Source organism: Pseudomonas sp. LBUM1670 (genome assembly GCF_059695695.1).
Window position 1 is genome coordinate 1,732,954 of the sequence record NZ_CP166783.1, and the last position, 18,562, is coordinate 1,751,515.

19 protein-coding genes and 1 riboswitch are annotated in these 18,562 nt (G+C 60.9%); of the genes, 12 read left to right on the forward strand and 7 right to left on the reverse strand.

The window, feature by feature from the left end; translation table 11 throughout:
- Positions 1-109: 109 nt before the first annotated feature.
- The 5 genes from ACA073_RS07950 to purM form a co-directional block, all read right to left on the reverse strand.
- Positions 110-970 carry a pirin family protein gene (locus tag ACA073_RS07950; protein ID WP_497402799.1) on the reverse strand — a complete coding sequence of 287 codons (861 nt, stop codon included), beginning with the start codon at positions 968-970 and terminating at the stop codon, positions 110-112.
- Between the two features lie 61 nt (positions 971-1,031).
- A complete protein-coding gene (locus ACA073_RS07955) occupies positions 1,032-1,448 on the reverse strand; it encodes an OsmC family protein (RefSeq protein WP_497402800.1) in 417 nt (138 codons plus the stop codon).
- Between the two features lie 272 nt (positions 1,449-1,720).
- Entirely contained in the window at positions 1,721-2,434 is a 714-nt protein-coding gene (locus tag ACA073_RS07960; protein ID WP_497402801.1) for a DUF3108 domain-containing protein, read from the reverse strand.
- Between the two features lie 8 nt (positions 2,435-2,442).
- Positions 2,443-3,093: a phosphoribosylglycinamide formyltransferase gene (gene purN / locus ACA073_RS07965; RefSeq protein WP_497402802.1), complete on the reverse strand. Its 651-nt coding sequence runs from the start codon at positions 3,091-3,093 to the stop codon at positions 2,443-2,445.
- The gene (purM, locus tag ACA073_RS07970; protein WP_008013877.1) at positions 3,093-4,151 is read right to left on the reverse strand and encodes a phosphoribosylformylglycinamidine cyclo-ligase; all 1,059 of its coding nucleotides are present in this window, start codon (positions 4,149-4,151) and stop codon (positions 3,093-3,095) included. Before purM ends, purN begins: the two co-directional genes overlap by 1 nt.
- Positions 4,152-4,535: 384 nt before the next feature.
- On the opposite strand from purM, the gene ACA073_RS07975 reads away from it, so the two are divergent.
- The 6 genes from ACA073_RS07975 to ACA073_RS08000 all read left to right on the forward strand — a co-directional run bounded on the left by ACA073_RS07975 (position 4,536) and on the right by ACA073_RS08000 (position 9,915).
- Positions 4,536-5,594: a DUF2066 domain-containing protein gene (locus tag ACA073_RS07975; RefSeq protein WP_497402803.1), complete on the forward strand. Its 1,059-nt coding sequence runs from the start codon at positions 4,536-4,538 to the stop codon at positions 5,592-5,594.
- 38 nt (positions 5,595-5,632) lie between these two features.
- Entirely contained in the window at positions 5,633-6,706 is a 1,074-nt protein-coding gene (locus ACA073_RS07980) for an AI-2E family transporter (RefSeq protein ID WP_497402804.1), read from the forward strand.
- Between the two features lie 231 nt (positions 6,707-6,937).
- Positions 6,938-7,642, forward strand: a complete 705-nt coding sequence (gene hda, locus ACA073_RS07985) for a DnaA regulatory inactivator Hda (RefSeq protein ID WP_007936072.1) — start codon at positions 6,938-6,940, stop codon at positions 7,640-7,642.
- 201 nt (positions 7,643-7,843) lie between these two features.
- Positions 7,844-8,485 carry a C40 family peptidase gene (locus ACA073_RS07990; RefSeq protein WP_497402805.1) on the forward strand — a complete coding sequence of 214 codons (642 nt, stop codon included), beginning with the start codon at positions 7,844-7,846 and terminating at the stop codon, positions 8,483-8,485.
- 221 nt (positions 8,486-8,706) lie between these two features.
- Positions 8,707-9,243, forward strand: coding sequence for a C40 family peptidase (locus ACA073_RS07995; RefSeq protein WP_497402806.1), 537 nt, complete (start codon positions 8,707-8,709; stop codon positions 9,241-9,243).
- 18 nt (positions 9,244-9,261) lie between these two features.
- Positions 9,262-9,915 carry an O-methyltransferase gene (locus ACA073_RS08000; RefSeq protein WP_497402807.1) on the forward strand — a complete coding sequence of 218 codons (654 nt, stop codon included), beginning with the start codon at positions 9,262-9,264 and terminating at the stop codon, positions 9,913-9,915.
- Between the two features lie 126 nt (positions 9,916-10,041).
- Here ACA073_RS08000 and ACA073_RS08005 read toward each other — a convergent pair whose 3' ends face one another.
- Both ACA073_RS08005 and ACA073_RS08010 read right to left on the reverse strand, forming a co-directional pair.
- Complete coding sequence (locus tag ACA073_RS08005; RefSeq protein WP_497402808.1) at positions 10,042-11,355, reverse strand: PQQ-dependent sugar dehydrogenase; 1,314 nt, start codon at positions 11,353-11,355, stop codon at positions 10,042-10,044.
- Between the two features lie 68 nt (positions 11,356-11,423).
- A complete protein-coding gene (locus ACA073_RS08010) occupies positions 11,424-12,008 on the reverse strand; it encodes a hypothetical protein (protein ID WP_497402809.1) in 585 nt (194 codons plus the stop codon).
- Between the two features lie 154 nt (positions 12,009-12,162).
- Positions 12,163-12,396: riboswitch (cobalamin riboswitch) on the forward strand.
- A gap of 80 nt (positions 12,397-12,476) precedes the next feature.
- On the opposite strand from ACA073_RS08010, the gene cobO reads away from it, so the two are divergent.
- From cobO to ACA073_RS08040, 6 genes are read left to right on the forward strand one after another with little or no spacing between them, the layout of a single operon-like run.
- Positions 12,477-13,088, forward strand: coding sequence for a cob(I)yrinic acid a,c-diamide adenosyltransferase (gene cobO, locus ACA073_RS08015; RefSeq protein ID WP_497402810.1), 612 nt, complete (start codon positions 12,477-12,479; stop codon positions 13,086-13,088).
- Positions 13,085-14,485 (forward strand): cobyrinic acid a,c-diamide synthase CobB, encoded by a 1,401-nt coding sequence (locus tag ACA073_RS08020; protein WP_497402811.1) that lies wholly within the window; start codon positions 13,085-13,087, stop codon positions 14,483-14,485. Before cobO ends, ACA073_RS08020 begins: the two co-directional genes overlap by 4 nt.
- Positions 14,482-15,132 carry a 5,6-dimethylbenzimidazole synthase gene (gene bluB / locus ACA073_RS08025; protein WP_497402812.1) on the forward strand — a complete coding sequence of 217 codons (651 nt, stop codon included), beginning with the start codon at positions 14,482-14,484 and terminating at the stop codon, positions 15,130-15,132. The genes ACA073_RS08020 and bluB overlap by 4 nt, the downstream gene beginning before the upstream one ends.
- The gene (gene cbiB / locus ACA073_RS08030; protein WP_497402813.1) at positions 15,129-16,037 is read left to right on the forward strand and encodes an adenosylcobinamide-phosphate synthase CbiB; all 909 of its coding nucleotides are present in this window, start codon (positions 15,129-15,131) and stop codon (positions 16,035-16,037) included. Before bluB ends, cbiB begins: the two co-directional genes overlap by 4 nt.
- Entirely contained in the window at positions 16,030-17,022 is a 993-nt protein-coding gene (gene cobD / locus ACA073_RS08035) for a threonine-phosphate decarboxylase CobD (RefSeq protein WP_497402814.1), read from the forward strand. Before cbiB ends, cobD begins: the two co-directional genes overlap by 8 nt.
- Positions 17,019-18,470, forward strand: a complete 1,452-nt coding sequence (locus ACA073_RS08040) for a cobyric acid synthase (RefSeq protein WP_497402815.1) — start codon at positions 17,019-17,021, stop codon at positions 18,468-18,470. Before cobD ends, ACA073_RS08040 begins: the two co-directional genes overlap by 4 nt.
- The last annotated feature ends 92 nt before the right edge of the window (positions 18,471-18,562 follow it).

Sequence of the window (18,562 nt, forward strand, 5' to 3'; positions counted from 1 at the left end):
TCGGTGTCAATGCCGGCCTCTTCGCGAGCAAGCCCGCTCCCACATTGGATTGCGGTCAACTGTGGGAGCGGGCTTGCTCGCGAAGACGGTACAACTGACGCTAGAGATCTCAGGGCAGTTCGATTCGTTCGCTTTCCCCGGGCACCGTCGGCCAATCCCCGGCCGCCCAGCGCCGGCGTGCTTCATCGATAGCCGCCGGATCGCTCGCTACAAAATTCCAGTTGATCCTTCGCGGCCCGTCCAGCGGCGCGCCACCCAACAGCACCGCATGACAATCGCTCTCGGCGAACAGCGTCATTTCCTCCCCTGCAGGCAGCACTACCAGCGAATGCGGTTCTATCAGCTCACCATCGAGTTGCACCTCGCCGCTCAACACATACAGCGCCCGTTCTTCATGCTCGGTGGGAATCAGCAGCGTGGTCGCTGTCTGCAGGTTCAGTTCCGCGTATAGCGTAGGAGAAAGTACCGGCACCGGCGATTCCAGGCAAAAGCCTGACCCGGCGATCATCCGGATCTTCACCCCAAGGTTATCGCTGACCGGCAGTGTGGTCGCCGGATGATGACTGTAGTGTCCTGGGCCTTGCTCATGATCCTTGGGCGATGCCAGCCAGATCTGCAAACCGTGCAGGGTGAATCCGCTTGCCTTCAATGCCTCAGGCGTACGCTCGACGTGGGCAATGGCGCTGCCGGCGGTCATCCAGCTGACGTCACCGGCCTCCACCACCTGATCGGAACCGAGGCTGTCCTTGTGCTGGATTTTTCCTTTGAACAAGTAGGTGAGGGTCGACAGACCAATGTGCGGATGCTGACGGATGTTCATGCCATTGCCCGCCGTATAACGGGTTTCCAGCATGTGGTCGAAAAACACAAAAGGCCCGACGCTGCGGCATTTGGCTGACGGCAGCGGACGAAGAATCGGCTGGCCTTCGACATCTTCGGCGCGGGGGCGGATCACGAGCGGAGTGTTCATGGTGCATTCCAGGCTGAGCGGGTGACGCATGGAGCATAACCCGCTTGCCAAAGCCTTGCCGCTATTGGCTGAAGGCCCCTTCGGACAGATGGGTTTCGATGCTGACGTCGGTGGTGGTCATCAGCTTGTGCACCGGGCAACGGTCTGCCACGCGGTGCAGTTCGTCGCGCTGGGCATCGGTGAGCACGCCTTTGAGGGTCAGTTTGACGTGCAGGGCGTATTTGCCTTTCTGTTCTTCACTGTTGTCGCGTTTGACCTCGACCGTGACACCGGTCAGCGGGATGTCTTTTTTCCTGGCGTACATCTTCAGGGTCAGGGCCTTGCAGGCACCGAGCGCGGCGTCGAAGTAATCGTGGGGCTCTGGTGCAGTGCCTTCGCCGCCGACATCTTTGGGTACATCGGCAAACAGTTCGTGCTCATCGATCTGGACGCTGTGGCGAAAACCTTCGGCGGAAACGGTATTGACGGTAACAGTCATGGGAAGCCTCACAGGCAGTAGGAAAAGTCATTCGATCAAAAAAGACCTTGAAGTTATAGAGCAGTCCTACTGATGCACGTTCCACTTTCTTGTTGAAGTAACCGCAATCCCCTGTGGCGAGGGAGCTTGCTCCCGCTGGACTGCGTAGCAGTCCCCTTTTTGGGGTCGCTTCGCAACCCAGCGGGAGCAAGCTCCCTCGCCACAGGTTATGCAGGCGAAGCATTAGACGAAAAAAAGCCCCGCAATTGCGGGGCTTCTTGTTTCGATCCGGATCAGCTGCCTTTGACAGCCTTGCCGTTGACCTTACCGTCGAGGAGCATGATGTTGTACTCCTTGCCGTCGGTTTCGACCTGTTGCAGGCGGACCAGCAGGTAATCCCAGTCCTTGGCGAACCACAGCACGGTGATGCGCTTGCTTTGTGTCGGGTCGCGCACGCGTTCGACCTTGATCGCGTCGATCTGGCCAGCCTTGGTGTCGACTTTTTCCGAACCCAGCACGCGGAAGTCATAGGTGTCGACTTCACCATCATCGACGACCTGATAGCTCATGCTTTTTTTGCCGGCGGCCACGTCGTGTTGCAGGGCCAGCTGATAGGTGGATTTGTCGACCATGCCGCGGTTGAGCGGGATCTTGACCGCGTCGCCGCGATCGGTGCCGGTGACCATTTTGGTGGTCCAGTCAAAGTCCAGGTCAGCCTTTTTGGCTTTACCCAGGCCACCGCGTTCGAAGTGGTAGGACTGTGGCAACAGGGTGTCCTTGTCCAGGGTCAGGGTGCTTTCTTCGGTCAGGCTGGCGATCATCATCGAGGCCTTGAAGCTGAGCTTCCAGACGCCGTTGGCTTCCTTGGTCAGGCTGCGCTCGGCAGTGCCGCTCATTGGAAGCTGCTTCCAGTCGGCGGTGTAGCTGGCGGAGAAGGGTTGAAGTTCTGTTGCCTGCGCGAAAGGCAGGGCAAGCAGAGCGCAAGCGAAGAGCAGGGCGCGACGCATAAAATCTCCTAGGTTCGAATCAAGTGGCCGCTGGCCGCGAGTAACTTGCCATCCAGTAAAGCACCTTGTTCGCCGAGTGATAACCGGCCTTCGGCAAACCAGCGTACGGCCATCGGGTAGATCAGGTGTTCCTGAGTGTGAACTCGCTGCGCCAGACTCTGCGGCGAATCGTGCAACTCTACCGGTATTACTGCCTGTACGACCAGTGGTCCGCCATCGAGTTCCTCGGTGACAAAGTGCACGGAACAGCCGTGTTCAGTGTCGCCAGCCTCCAGCGCGCGCTGATGGGTGTGTAACCCTTTGTATTTGGGTAGCAGCGAGGGATGGATGTTGAACAGGCGACCCGCGTAGTGGCGCACGAAGTCAGCGCTGAGGATGCGCATGAAACCGGCCAGGACCACGAGTTTGGGATTGAAGGCGTCGATCAGTTCGATCAGCGCGGCGTCGAAGGCTTCGCGGCTTTCGAAAGCCTTGTGATCCAGGGCGCGGGTGTCGATACCCGCATCCCTGGCGCGTTGCAGGCCGTAGGCGTCGGCGCGGTTGGAAATCACCGCGGCGATGCGGACCGGGCTGTCGCCGGTCCGCGTGCTGTCGATCAGGGCCTGCAAGTTACTGCCGGTGCCGGACAACAGCACCACCACATCACAGGTGACGGACATTAATGAGCCTTGAGGTTCTTCAGTTCAACCTGAGCTGCGCCTTCGGCAGCGGTGGCGATCTGGCCGATGACCCAAGGTTGCTCGCCGGCTTCACGCAGCACGTTCAGCGCGGTTTCAACGTGCTCTTGAGCGACGCAGATCACCATGCCGACGCCGCAGTTCAACACGCGGTGCATTTCGTTTTCGTCGACGTTGCCTTTCTCTTGCAGCCAGTCGAACACGGCAGGGCGAGTCCAGCTTGCAACGTCAACCACCGCTTGAGCGCCTTTTGGCAGCACGCGCGGGATGTTGTCCAGCAGGCCGCCACCGGTGATGTGGGCCATGGCTTTGACCGCGCCGGTTTCCTTGATCAGCTTCAACAACGGCTTCACGTAGATACGGGTCGGAGCCATCAGCAGGTCGGTCAGCGGCTTGCCGTCGAGCTGGATGTTTTCGATGTCGGCACCGGACACTTCGATGATCTTGCGGATCAGCGAGTAGCCGTTGGAATGCGGGCCGGAAGACGGCAGGGCGAGCAGGGCATCGCCGGCAGCGACTTTCGAACCGTCGATGATTTCGGATTTTTCCACGACGCCGACGCAGAAGCCGGCCAGGTCGTAGTCTTCGCCTTCGTACATGCCAGGCATTTCAGCGGTTTCGCCGCCGACCAGGGAGCAGCCGGACAGTTCGCAGCCCGCGCCGATGCCGGTCACGACCTGGGTCGCGGTTTCGACGTTGAGTTTGCCGGTGGCGTAGTAGTCGAGGAAGAACAGCGGCTCGGCGCCGCACACCACCAGGTCGTTCACGCACATGGCCACCAGGTCGATGCCGATGCTGTCGTGCTTGTTCAGGTTCAGCGCCAGACGCAGCTTGGTGCCGACGCCGTCGGTGCCGGAAACCAGCACAGGCTGTTTGTAGCCGGCCGGGATTTCGCAGAGGGCGCCAAAACCGCCCAGGCCGCCCATGACTTCCGGGCGCGCAGTGCGCTTGGCGACGCTCTTGATGCGTTCGACCAATGCTTCACCGGCGTCGATGTCTACACCGGCGTCCTTGTAGCTCAGGGAGGGTTGCTTGCTCATGATCCAGGCCTTTAGGGGGGATTCAGGGGTAACGACCGAGTCCAGTGGGACCGCCGAAACAAACGAAGGGCATATGCCTTACGCGAATTTCAGGGTGCCCGGCTGTTGCCGGTCTGCGAAGGCGCGCGATTTTATCAGGCTTGAGGGGCAGCGGCCATCCTCAGGCCGACAGCAGGGGCATATCGATACAAAAAAACCGCTATTGCCCGTGTTGGTCGCCTCCCGCTTGGCTGTATAAGGTATCGCGATTATCCGTCTATCGTTATGGCAGTGCGAAAAACTTAACCGGGACGTGTGAATGTTTTGCGTGGGGCGATGGTCACAGCCTTGCTCGATTGTCTTCATGCGGTCAGTTCCAGCCGCTCTTGTCGTCAGGAATCTTCCATGCGTTTTTTCAGATCATTATTTGTGGGTTGTTTGTCTCTGGTCAGCCTGGCGAGTCATGCCGAAACCGTCAAAGGCCTTTATCAGGTGCGCGAGCCCGTCACCAGTCAGGCGCCTGAAGAGCGCGCTCAAGCCACCCAACGCGCGCTCGACACACTGGTGCTGCGCCTGACCGGCGATCCCAAAGCTGCGCAAAGTCCGGGGCTGGCGGCCATTCGCAAGGACCCGCAGCAGATCATCAGCCAGTACGGTTTCGACGCCGGCCCGCCGGAAGTGCTGAAAGTTGATTTCGACCCGGCCAGCACCGAGCAGGCGTTGCGCCGCGCCGGTTTATCGCTGTGGGGTGCGAACCGGCCATCGATTCTGACGTGGTGGCTGAACGACACAACCGAAGGTTCGAGTCTGGTCGGTGATGGCCAGGCCAGCGCCGCGCCACTGCGTCGCGCGGCGCAACACCGTGGTCTGCCGCTGCGTCTGCCGCTGGCGGACCTGAGCGAGCAACTGGTCGCCACAGCGCCGAATCTTGAAGGCACGGATGCGTCGCCCCTGCGCGGCGCATCGGATCGTTACAACGCTGACGCCTTGCTGGCCGTGCATGCCCGTGAAGAAGGCGGTCAGTGGCAGGCCAAGTGGCGTCTGTGGCTCGGCGATCAGAAGGAAGCAGGCAGCGTGCAGGGCGCGGATCAGGCCGCCGTCGCCGATGCGGTGCTGCTGGCAGTCAGTCAGCGCCTGGCGCCACGCTTTGTGGTCAAGCCGGGTGCTTCGGGTGAGCAGTTGCTGGAAGTGCAGGGCATGAATCTGGAACGTTACGCGACGCTTGGGCGTTTGCTGGAGCCGTTTGGCGCGCGCCTGCAGAGTGTCGACGCTGACCGGATTCTCTACCGGGTCAATGGCAGCGCCGAGCAGTTGCGCTCGCAGTTGTCGCTGGCGAAGTTGCAGGAGGTTCCGGCGGGTGAGGCGCCGGCACCGACAGTGCCTGTTCAGCCGGTGGCCCAGGGTTCGGCGCCCGCTGTCGCGCCACCGCCTGCACCGGTGCCGCAGTTGCGTTTCCGTTGGTAAGGTTTTCTTTCTTTATATAGATGTATATGGAGTGGTACATGGCCGATACGCGGCGTTGGTTCTGGTTGGGTGGGGTGGTTCTGCTCTGCGCGTTTATCTGGCTGTTGCATCCGATTCTGACGCCGTTTCTGGTGGCGCTGTTGTTGGCGTATCTGTTCGACCCGCTGGTGGATCGGTTGGAAAAGGCCGGCCTGTCCCGGACCTGGGGCGTGGTGGCGGTGTTCGCGCTGATCACCTTGATCTTCACCACGTTGTTGCTGGTGCTGGTGCCGATGCTCGCCAAGCAGTTGTTTCGCTTGTATGAACTGGCGCCGCAGATGCTCGACTGGTTGCAGCACACTGCATTGCCATGGGCACAGTCCAAATTCGGGCTTTCTGACGGTTTCTGGAAGTTCGACAGACTCAAAGCCGCCATCAGCGAACACATGGGCCAGACCACTGACATCGTCGGCGTGGTGCTGAGTCAGGCGACCGCTTCCGGTCTCGCGTTGATCGGTTGGCTGGCTAATCTGGTGCTGATCCCGGTAGTGAGCTTTTATCTGTTGCGGGACTGGGATGTGATGGTGGCCAAGATCCGCAGCCTGCTGCCCCGTGATCGTGAAGAGCGCGTGGTGACCCTGGCGGGCGAATGCCATGAAGTGCTCGGTGCGTTCGTGCGCGGGCAGTTGTTGGTGATGGTGGCGCTGGGTGTGATCTATTCGGCGGGCTTGATGCTGGTAGGGCTGGAGCTGGGGCTGCTGATCGGGATGATCGCCGGCCTGGCGGCGATTGTGCCGTACATGGGGTTTGTCATCGGGATTGGTGCGGCGCTGATTGCCGGCCTGTTCCAGTTTGGTGGCGACTTGTACCCCATGGTTGGCATCGTCGCGGTGTTCATGGTTGGCCAGGCCCTGGAGGGCATGGTGCTGACGCCGTTGCTGGTGGGCGACCGGATCGGTCTGCACCCGGTGGCGGTGATCTTTGCGATTCTGGCCGGTGGTGAGCTGTTTGGTTTCACCGGCGTGCTGCTGGCGCTCCCGGTGGCGGCGGTAATCATGGTGCTGGTGCGCCATGTGCATGATTTGTATAAAGATTCTGATATCTACAGCGGCGTCGACGAACCTGAGCTCTAGGGTTCGCCGGTGACGCGTTGCGGGCGGCCTGGTTCAGTGCCAGGCTGGCCCGTGTCCCATGGGCGGCATGTCACATGCGCCGCCAAAGAAACGCTCATGAAACCGGTGAGATAACGCAAACCTTTGATTTTGCTTATGGTCTGTCGCATTGTGCCGTCAGCTTCACGGGTATAAACTTCGCAAACTTTACACAGAGGCCACTAACGGTTCCTTTGGAACTGTTCAGTCAGCATGAAACCGATTCAGCTGCCCCTAGGTGTGCGTCTGCGTGATGACGCTACCTTTATCAATTACTACCCAGGCGCCAATGCCGCTGCACTCGGCTATGTCGAGCGGCTGTGCGAAGCCGACGCCGGTTGGACCGAAAGCCTGATTTATCTCTGGGGCAAGCACGGGGTAGGGCGCACGCATTTGTTGCAGGCGGCCTGCTTGCGCTTCGAACAGATGGGTGAGCCGGCGGTGTATCTGCCACTCGCCGAGTTGATGGATCGCGGTATCGAAATTCTCGACAATCTTGAACAGTACGAACTGGTCTGCCTGGATGATCTGCAGGCGGTTGCCGGCAAGGCGGACTGGGAAGAGGCGTTGTTCCATCTGTTCAACCGCCTGCGTGACAGCGGTCGACGCCTGCTGATTGCAGCCTCGACGTCACCGCGTGAATTGCCGGTGAAGCTGGCGGACCTGAAATCGCGCCTGACCCTGGCGCTGATCTTCCAGATGCGACCGCTGTCTGACGAAGACAAATTGCGTGCCTTGCAACTGCGTGCATCCCGTCGTGGACTGCACCTGACCGATGAAGTCGGGCATTTTATTCTGACCCGGGGCACTCGCAGCATGAGCGCGCTGTTCGAGCTGCTCGAACGTCTCGATCAGGCCTCTCTTCAAGCTCAGCGCAAACTGACCATTCCGTTTCTAAAAGAGACGCTGGGCTGGTAAACCTGGGTTTTGGCACATTTCAGGCGCCAGAAAGTTCGCTTTCCTACAAGGTGTAGGCCGCGCAAGTGTCTAAATGGGGCTTAAGCGCTTAGATGGAAACGCGAAACCGGAAAGTCACATAAAGTTCGATTGAATTTGCAAATGAGGATGATAGCGGGCATAGTCTCGGCTTCTTTACAACTATCAGCCACGGTCGTGCCCATGCTAAATCGCTTTGCACCCCTCGTGCCTCTCGCACTCGTCACCCTGTTATTCGGTTGCGCTGCCCACTCTCCAGTGTCGGAACAAGCGCCTCAACAGCAGGTTAAAAATTCAGTTACTGCGCAATCCTCTTCCGTTCTCTTCCAGGAAGCTCTTTACCAGGACGGCGTGGCCACCGATAACGAACTGACAGACTTCGCCGATGGCAAGTCCTACCAGCTTCCGGTTCTGGCCGACAGCATTCTCGAACGTGGCATGTCCCTGATCGGTACCCGTTACCGTTTCGGCGGCACCTCCGAGGCTGGCTTTGATTGCAGCGGCTTCATCGGTTACCTGTTCCGTGAAGAGGCCGGCATGAACCTGCCGCGTTCCACTCGCGAAATGATCAACGTGGACGCACCGCTGGTTGCTCGCAGCGCCCTCAAACCGGGCGATCTGCTGTTCTTCGCCACCAATGGCCGTCGCGGTCGTGTCAGTCACGCCGGGATCTACCTCGGCGACAACCAGTTCATCCACTCCAGTAGCCGCAAAAGCGGTGGTGTCCGGGTCGATAGCCTGGGCGACAGCTACTGGAGCAAGACCTTCATCGAAGCCAAGCGCGCACTCGCGATGGCACCGACCGTGGTCACGGCACGCAAGTAACTGTCTAGCCTGTCGCCACATCGGTGGCGACAAAGGCCGCTCTGCAACAGAGTAGGCGGATAGTTTGTAAGGCGAACTTAAAGTCTTACTTGAAGTTTGCCGCGTACCCGCTAGAATCCTGATCTATTATTGATGGCAAACCGCCTGCGTCCTGCGCAGGCGGTTTTCTTTTCTGTCCTGTCGGCAGAAAAAAGCCGCAGCCAGATCAGGATGTTCTGCTTATGACGATGTCGGCCCGCCTCTCACTCATGTTCTTCGCCGCGCTGCTCAGCGCGTGCGCCAGTCGCACACCGCCCCCTGCGCCGGTGGTTCGCGCGCCGATTGTTTTCGGTTCTTCCCAGGCATTTTCTCCCGAGGCAGAAGACGTGCTGTTCCGTGCGTTGGGCCTCGTGGGCACGCCTTACCGCTGGGGCGGCAACACGCCGGATTCCGGGTTCGATTGCAGTGGCCTGATCGGTTATGTCTACCGTGACGTCACCGGCATCTCTCTGCCGCGCACCACACGCGAGATGATCAGCATGCAAGCGGCCAATGTCGGCAAGGAAGGCCTGCAAACCGGCGACCTGATTTTCTTCGCCACCAATGGCGGCTCTCAGGTCAGTCACGCCGGGATCTATGTCGGCGAAGGCCGCTTCGTCCATGCGCCGGCCACTGGCGGCACGGTGAAGCTCGACAGCTTGTCCAAAGCTTATTGGCAGAAAGCCTACCTGAGCGCCAAGCGTGTTTTGCAACCCGAGCATTTGGCGCGCAATCCTTAGTTCCAAGAGGTTGTTGTCATGACCGCCCGCACGCTCAATCTCGACGATTCCCTGTATCAATACCTGCTCGACGTTTCCCTTAGGGAAACGCCGCTGCTCAAGCGTTTGCGCGATGAAACCCAGGCGCTGCCGATGGCGCGCTGGCAGGTGGCCCCAGAACAGGGGCAATTCCTCGCATTGCTGGTGAAACTCACTGGCGCCAGGCACTTGCTGGAAGTCGGCACGTTCACCGGTTACAGCGCGTTGTGCATGGCGGCGGCATTGCCGGATGACGGTTCGCTGATCTGCTGTGACATTCCTGGCGACTACAACGCCACGGCGCGCCGTTACTGGCAGGAAGCGGGGCTTGCCGAACGAATTGACCTGCGCCTGGCGCCCGCGCTGGAAACCCTGGCTCAGTTGGATCAGCCCGAACAATTCGATTTGATTTTCATTGATGCCGACAAGGCTAACTATCCAGCCTATCTGGAGCACGCGCTGCGTCTGCTGCGCGTCGGTGGTCTGGCGGTGTTCGATAACACGCTGTGGAGCGGGCGGGTGCTTGAGCAGAATCCCGAGAGTGAAGACACCCGAGCCATCCAGGCGCTTAATCTCGCCTTGAAGGATGACTCGCGGGTGGATTTGTCGTTGTTGCCGCTAGGAGATGGATTAACCCTCTGCCGCAAGCGTTAGCCGCTGATCCGTGTGGGAGCGGGCTTGCTCGCGAAGGCGATGTGTCAGTCAAAACTAATGTCGACTGACACACCGCCTTCGCGAGCAAGCCCGCTCCCACATTTATTATGTATTGGCAGTTGGAAATTACTTAACTGCCGAAACCCGCCACACCTTATTCCCCACATCATCCGCCACCAGCAAGTCCCCTTGCTGATCAATCACCACACCCACCGGCCGGCCCATGGCATCTTCATCTTTATTCAGGAAACCCGTGAGCACATCAACCGGTTGCCCGGTCGGCTTGCCCGCACTGAACGGCACGAAAATCACTTTGTAACCACTGTGCGGGTTGCGGTTCCACGAGCCGTGCTGGCCGATGAAGGCGCCTTCCTTGAATTGCGTTGGCAGCGTGTTGCCTTCAGCGAACGTCAGGCCCAGTGACGCGGTATGCGGGCCGACCGCGTAGTCCGGCGCGATAGCCTTGGCGACCAGGTCCGGGTTTTGCGGCTCGACGCGAATGTCGACGTGCTGGCCGTAATAGCTATAAGGCCAGCCATAGAACCCGCCGTCCTTCACGGAAGTGATGTAGTCCGGCACCAGGTCGCTGCCGATTTCATCCCGCTCGTTGACGGCTGTCCACAGTGCGCCGCTCTGCGGCTCCCAGGCCAAACCATTTGGATTGCGAATCCCCGAGGCGAAGATCCGGTGATTGCCGGTGGCACGATCCACTTCCCAGATTGCCGCGCGACCTTCTTCCTGATCCATGCCGTGTTCGGCGACGTTGCTGTTGGAACCCACCGTAACGTACAGCTTGCTGCCGTCCTTGCTGGCGATGACATTTTTGGTCCAGTGGTGGTTCAGCGTGCCGCCCGGTAGATCAACCACTTTGATCGGCTGCGACTTGATCGCCGTGTCGCCGTTCTCATAGTGGAAGCGCAGCAAGCGGTCCGTGTCAGCGACATACAGGTCATTGCCGACCAGGGTCATGCCGAAGGGCGAATTGAGGTTTTCCAGAAACACCGTGCGGGTTTCGGCGATGCCGTCGTGGTCCTTGTCGCGCAGCAATGTGATGCGGTTCGGGCTGGGTACGCCGGCACCCGCGCGGCCCATGGCTTTCTTCATGACCCAGCCTTTAACGCCTTTGCCATCGTCGGGTTTGGGCGGCGCGTTGGTTTCGGCGACGAGCACGTCACCGTTCGGCAGCACATACAGCCAGCGCGGGTGATCGAGGCCTTCGGCGAACGCGGCCACCTGAGTGCCCGGTGCGGCGGTGGGTTTCGCACCGTCCGGCCAGCCGATCGCCGGGGCGATGTTCACCGTCGGGATCAGGGTTTTGTTCGGTTCGGGCAGTTTGGGCGACGGGCCGGTGCCGTCGGAGACTTGCAGTCTGGAGGTTTCGCCGCAGGCGGCGAGCCCTCCGGCGAGGGCGATGACGAGAACGAGCGGGGGCTTGCGCATGCTGATCTTCCCTATAAATGCAGTGACCTGATCAATAGAGAAGCGCAAACCCGCGATGGTTCAACCAGTCAGCCGCGAGCTTCCTTGAACAGCACGGCGATACCGGGGTGATAGTGGCCGGCTTCGTTGCGCAACTTGCGGTAGGCGTAGGGGAAATACCAGGCGACGGCGCAGGTGTGTTCCTTTTGCAGGTCGTCGACCATGTCCTGGAGTTCTTCCGGGGTAGCGCTTTGCTGGGCTTTTTGCGGTGCAACGAACAGGCAGCCGAGTTTCAGGTCGCTGGCGTAGCTGATGCGCCTGGCGTCGCTGGTGATATCGGCCAGCGCCTGTGTCAGGTTGAGGCTGTTGACCCGTGGCCAGCGCTGCGTGGCTTGAAGGTAGGCACGCTCTTCGCGGGTGGCGATGAACAGGTCGGCGCGGGCGTTGCGTTCGCCTTCTTCGTTCTGTTTGCGGGTCGGTGTCTGTTGCAGCGTGACCATTTCCGCCATCCACGCGGCGGCCGAGAGCAAGCCGAGGTTGGCGTTTTCGTCGTACCAGTAAGGCGTGTCGTTATCGCCGCGCACGGCGTTGTAGCGGTCGATACAGTCAAACCAGCGTTCGAGAACCGGGCGCAGGAATTCCAGCTTCGGATTGCTGACGATCATGCCTTGCATGTGGCTTACCCTTGTTATTGTGATATGGGGTTGTGGCTCTTTGATATCATTGCTGGAAGTGAGGCACAAGATTGGCGTCGGTTAATTGATCAACGGCAGTTATTCGCCCCACGGCTTCCCGGCTTTAATTGACGCTCCACCCCCAACCCTCTAACCTTCGCGGCTTGTTTCAGGTGCTCTGTGGCCTTGGTCGACAGAGTGAAACAGGGAAGCCGGTGAGTGCGTTCGTTCAACTCATGAACAATCACGATCCCGGCGCTGCCCCCGCAACGGTAAATGTGTGAAGACTGCGCCTTGAGCCACTGTGTCGATATCGACATGGGAAGGCGCGCAGTCAGGCGTAACGCCGCTCATGAGCCCGGAGACCGGCCTGATCCATCCAGCGGCATCACGGTGGGCGATGCCAGGCTTCTTGCCGTCTATTCTTGTGCCTGCCCGCCGTTATCCAGCCTCAACGGAGAGCTCCCCATGACTGATTCCCCTGATCGTGACGAACGCCACCTGGCGCGCATGCTGCGCAAAAAAGCCGTGATCGACGAACGCATCGCCAACTCACCGAATGAGTGCGGCCTGCTGCTGGTGCTGACCGGCAACGGCAAAGGCAAAAGCAGTTCGGCGTTCGGCATGCTCGCCCGCTCCATGGGTCACGGCATGCAGTGCGGCGTGGTGCAGTTCATCAAGGGCCGCAACAGCACTGGCGAAGAACTGTTCTTCCGGCGCTTTCCCGAGCAGGTGCGTTTTCATGTGATGGGCGAGGGCTTTACCTGGGAAACCCAGGACCGCCAACGAGACATCGCCGCCGCCGAAGCCGCGTGGGCCGTTTCCCGCGATCTGTTGCGCGATCCGTCGATCGGTCTGGTGGTGCTGGATGAGTTGAACATCGCCCTCAAGCACGGTTACCTCGACCTCGATCAGGTGCTCAGCGACTTGCAGGCGCGTCCGCCGATGCAGCACGTGGTGGTCACCGGTCGCGGCGCCAAGCCGGAAATGATCGAACTGGCCGACACCGTCACAGAAATGGGCGTCATCAAGCACGCCTTCCAGGCCGGGATCAAAGCGCAAAAAGGCGTCGAGCTGTGAATCAACCACGTCATTGCCCGGCGGTCTTGATTGCCGCGCCGGCCTCCGGTCAGGGCAAGACCACCGTCACCGCCGCGCTGGCCCGTTTGCATCGCAATCAGGGGCGCAAGGTTCGCGTGTTCAAATGCGGACCGGACTTTCTCGACCCGATGATTCTCGAGCGCGCCAGCGGAGCGCCGGTCTATCAACTGGACATGTGGATGGTCGGCGAGCAGGAAAGTCGTCGGCTGTTGTGGGACGCCGCCGGCGAAGCTGATCTGATCCTGATCGAAGGCGTTATGGGGCTGTTCGACGGCACGCCGTCCAGCGCCGATCTGGCGCGACACTTTGGCGTGCCGGTGCTCGGCGTGATCGACGGCACGGCGATGGCGCAAACGTTCGGCGCGCTGGCTTTGGGGTTGGCGAAATATCAGCCGGACTTGCCGTTTGCCGGGGTGCTGGCCAACCGCGTCGGCACCTTGCGTCATGCGCAATTGCTCGAAGGTAGCCTCACTGAAGGCCTGCGCTGGTATGGCGCGTTGTCCCGGGAAACCGGGATTGAATTGCCGAGTCGGCACCTCGGTCTGGTTCAGGCCAGCGAGCTGAACGATCTTGATCTGCGCCTCGATGCGGCGGCGGATGCCTTGGCCAGCAGTTGCGAAGTCGAGCTGCCACCCGCAGTGGAATTCGCTGCACCTGATGTGATCGCTGCCGAGCCGTTGCTGGCCGGTGTGCGGATTGCCGTGGCCCGTGATGAAGCCTTCGCATTCACCTACGGCGCGAGCCTGGATCTGTTGCGAGCCATGGGCGCCGAACTGCTGTTTTTCTCACCGATCCGCGACACGCAATTACCGGAGGCCGACAGCCTCTATCTGCCGGGCGGTTACCCGGAATTGCACCATGTGGCGCTGGCACAGAACACCCCGATGCTCAACGCCATCCGCGCTCACCACGCGGCGGGCAAACCGTTGTTGGCCGAGTGTGGCGGCATGCTGTATTTGCTCGACTCGCTGACCGATGTCGAAGGCACTCGCGCAGAGCTGGTCGGTTTGCTGGCCGGTGATGCGGTGATGCAGACACGGCTGGCGGCGCTGGCGTTGCAGGCGGTCGAATTGCCGGAAGGCTCGCTGCGCGGGCACACCTATCACCATTCGTTGACCAGTACCGAACTTGAGCCGATTGCCCGTGGCCTCAGCCCTAACGGCGGGCGTGGGGCGGAGGCGGTTTATCGTGAGGGGCGGATGACGGCTTCTTATGTGCATTTCTATTTTCCGTCCAATCCGTCGGCGGTTGCCGCGCTGTTTGCGCCTGACCTTCAGACCGCTTTCGCGAGCAAGCCCGCTCCCACATTGAATGGCGTATTGCCTGTAGAAACGCGGTCAACTGTGGGAGCGGGCTTGCTCGCGAAGAGGTCATGACTGACAACGCATTCAGCCAGGCCGAACGCGAAGCGGTGTATCGCGCCATCGCCGAACGCCGCGACATGCGCCACTTCAGCGGTGGCACCGTCGAACCCGAGTTGCTCCGGCGCCTGCTCGAAGCCGCGCACCAGGCGCCGAGCGTCGGCCTGATGCAGCCTTGGCGATTCATCCGCATCAGCGATCGCGCCCTGCGCGGCAAGATCCAGTTGCTGGTGGAAGAAGAACGCATCCGCACCGCTGAAGCCCTTGGCGAACGCACCGACGAATTCATGAAACTGAAAGTCGAAGGCATCAACGACTGTGCCGAGGTGTTGGTCGCCGCGCTGATGGACGATCGCGAACGCCACATCTTCGGCCGCCGCACCTTGCCGGAAATGGACATGGCCTCGTTGTCCTGCGCGATCCAGAACCTGTGGCTGGCCTCCCGTGCCGAAGGACTGGGCATGGGTTGGGTGTCTTTATTCGAGCCGCAAGCCCTGGCCGACCTGCTGGGTTTGCCTGCCGGGGCCAAGCCTCTGGCGATTCTTTGCCTCGGGCCGGTCAAGGAATTCTATCCGGCGCCGATGCTGGTACTCGAAGGCTGGGCGCAGGCGCGTCCGCTAAGCGAATTGCTGTATGAAAATTATTGGGGAGTGAGTCAATGAGTGTGGCGTTGTTGAGTGTCGCCGCGGTTGCGCTGGATGCGCTGCTGGGTGAACCCAAACGCTGGCATCCGCTGGTGGCGTTCGGCCGTTTTGCCGACCGCATCGAACAACGTTTCAACGGCGGTGGACGCGGCTGGCGCAGTCACGGCGTTACCGCCTGGGTGATCGCGGTCGTGCCGCTGACCTTGCTCGCCACGGCTTTTTCCTGGGCGCCTTATGTAGGCTGGATCGTCGAGATTCTCGCGCTCTATTGCGCGCTCGGCATGCGTAGCCTCGGTGAACACGTCGAACCGGTTGCCAAGGCGCTGCGCAGTGATGATCTGGAGGAAGCGCGCAAACGCGTCGGTTACCTGGTCAGCCGCCAGACCAGCGAACTGGATAAAACCGAAGTCGCCCGCGCCGCCACCGAATCCGTCCTGGAGAACGGCAGCGACGCGGTGTTTGCCGCACTGTTCTGGTTTGCCGTGGCGGGCGCGCCCGGCGTGGTGCTCTACCGATTGAGCAATACGCTGGATGCGATGTGGGGTTATCGCAACGAGCGCTTCGAACGTTTCGGCTGGGCCGCGGCGAAGATCGACGACGTGCTCAACTACATTCCTGCGCGGTTGGTGGCGTTGACCTACGCGCTGCTGGGCAAAACCCGTCTCGCGCTGAAATGCTGGCGTATCCAAGGCCCGACCTGGGACAGCCCGAACGCCGGTCCGGTGATGGCTGCAGGGGCCGGTGCGCTGGGTGTCGAGTTGGGCGGCGCGGCGATTTATCACGGTGAATTGCATCAGCGTCCGCAGTTGGGCGAAGGCGCGCCGGCGGACGCCGACTCCATCGACCGAGGCTGGAAATTGGTCCGGCGCGGGGTATGGTTATGGCTGCTGATTCTCTGCGTGGGGGCTGAATTCTATGCTTGAGCACGGTGGTCGGTTGCGCAAGGCGGCGCTCGAATACGGTATCGCCGAAGCCGATTGGCTCGACCTGTCCAGCGGCCTCGCGCCCTGGCCGTTTCCGGTCCCGGACATTCCGTTGCGCGCCTGGGCGCGATTGCCGGAAACCGATGACGGACTGGAGCAGGCGGCCTGCGATTACTACGGTGCCGCGCAAGTGCTGCCGGTGGCCGGTTCTCAAATGGCGATCCAGTTGCTGCCGCGTTTGCGTCGGGTCGGCAAGGTCGGCGTGCTGTCGCCGTGTTACGCCGAGCACGCCGAAGCCTGGCGCCGCAGCGGTTACATCGTGCGTGAAGTGTTGGAGCAGGAGGTCGACTTCTTCCTCGACAGCCTCGACGTACTGGTGGTGGTCAACCCGAACAATCCCACCGGCCTGAGCCTGACGCCGAGCCGTCTGCTTGACTGGCATTCCAGGCTGGCTCAGCGCGGTGGCTGGCTGGTGGTGGACGAAGCGTTCATGGACAACACTCCACAGCTGAGCCTGGCGCCGTACGCGCATCAGGTCGGCTTGATCGTGCTGCGCTCTTTCGGCAAGTTTTTTGGTCTGGCCGGTGTGCGGTTGGGGTTCGTGCTGGCGGAGCGCAAGCTGCTCAAATTGCTCGCCGAACAAGTCGGACCCTGGGCCGTCAGCGGACCGACTCGCGTGCTGGGCCAGGTTTGTTTGCAGGATACCGAAGGCCACGCCAGACAGCGTGTGCGTACCGAACAAGCCAGCGAGCGTCTGGCTCATCTGCTGGAAAAACGCGGTTTCAAACCTCAGGGCGGTTGTGCCCTGTTTCAGTGGTTGACCACCGAACGCGCCGAAGAACTGCATGAGTTCATGGCCCGGAACGGCATTCTGCTGCGGTTGTTCACCCACAACAGCAGCCTGCGTTTCGGCCTGCCGGGCGAAGAGGCCGACTGGACCCGACTCGAGCAAGCGTTCGAGGCCTACGCCAAGGAAACCCGATGACTACGTTGATGGTGCAAGGCACCACCTCCGACGCCGGCAAAAGCACACTGGTAACGGCGCTGTGTCGCTGGGTCACGCGCCAGGGCATACGCGTCGTTCCGTTCAAGCCACAGAACATGGCGCTCAACAGTGCCGTAACCGCGGACGGTGGCGAGATCGGACGTGCGCAAGCGGTGCAGGCTCAGGCCGCCCATCTCGAACCGCACACCGACATGAATCCGGTGTTGCTCAAGCCCAACAGCGACACTGGCGCCCAGGTGATCATTCATGGTCGCGCCGTCACGACGATGAACGCGGTCGCGTATCACGACTACAAAGCTATCGCCATGCAAGCGGTGCTGGCCTCCCATGCGCGGCTGAGCGCGGCGTATCCAGTGGTCATGGTCGAAGGTGCAGGCTCGCCGGCGGAGATCAATCTGCGCGCAGGCGACATCGCCAACATGGGTTTCGCCGAAGCGGTGGATTGCCCGGTGGTGCTGATCGCCGACATCAATCGCGGCGGGGTTTTCGCGCATCTGGTGGGCACCCTGGAACTGCTGTCACCGAGCGAGCAGGCGCGGGTCAAAGGTTTCATCATCAACCGTTTTCGCGGCGACATTGCCTTGCTGCAACCAGGCCTCGACTGGCTGGAAGCGCGCACCGGCAAACCGGTGATCGGCGTTCTGCCGTACGTGATGGACCTGCATCTGGAAGCCGAGGACGGCATCGATCAGCGCCAGACCGACAAGGCCGATCAAGTGCTCAAAGTGGTGGTGCCGGTGTTGCCGCGCATCAGCAACCACACCGATTTCGATCCGCTGCGCCTGCACCCGCAAGTGGACCTTCAATTCATCGGCCCCGGGCAGGCAATTCCGCCCGCCGACCTGATCATTCTTCCCGGCTCGAAAAGCGTGCGCAGCGACCTTGCGTATTTGCGCGCCAATGGCTGGGACACCGCCATCGCCCGGCATTTGCGCTACGGCGGAAAAGTGTTGGGGATTTGCGGCGGTCTGCAGATGCTCGGCGAGCAGGTGCACGACCCGCTGGGCCTCGAAGGCGCGCCGGGCTCCAGCGACGGTCTGGGTTTGTTGGCGTTTGAAACGCAGCTTGAAGAAGAGAAGCAACTGCGCAATGTGCGCGGGCGTTTGGCGCTGGAGAATGCTGAAGTCAGTGGCTATGAAATTCACGCCGGCGTGACCACCGGGCCGGCGTTGGAAAACGCCGCCGTGCAGTTGGAAGATGGCCGTTGCGATGGTGCGCAAAGTGTCGATGGGCAGATTTTCGGCACCTATCTGCATGGCCTGTTCGAATCGCCGGCAGCGTGCAGCGCGCTGTTGCGCTGGGCGGGTTTGCAGGATGTGCAGGAAGTGGACTATCACGGGTTGCGCGAGCGTGATATCGAGCGGTTGGCGGATCTGGTGGAGAAGCATCTGGATACCGGGCTGTTGCGTGAGCTCTGCGGGATTTGAGGTGACCGGGCTGGCCCCTTCGCGAGCAAGTCGAATCGTCGCACCGCCGCTCCCACATTGGAACGCGGTCAACTGTGGGAGCGGGCTTGCTC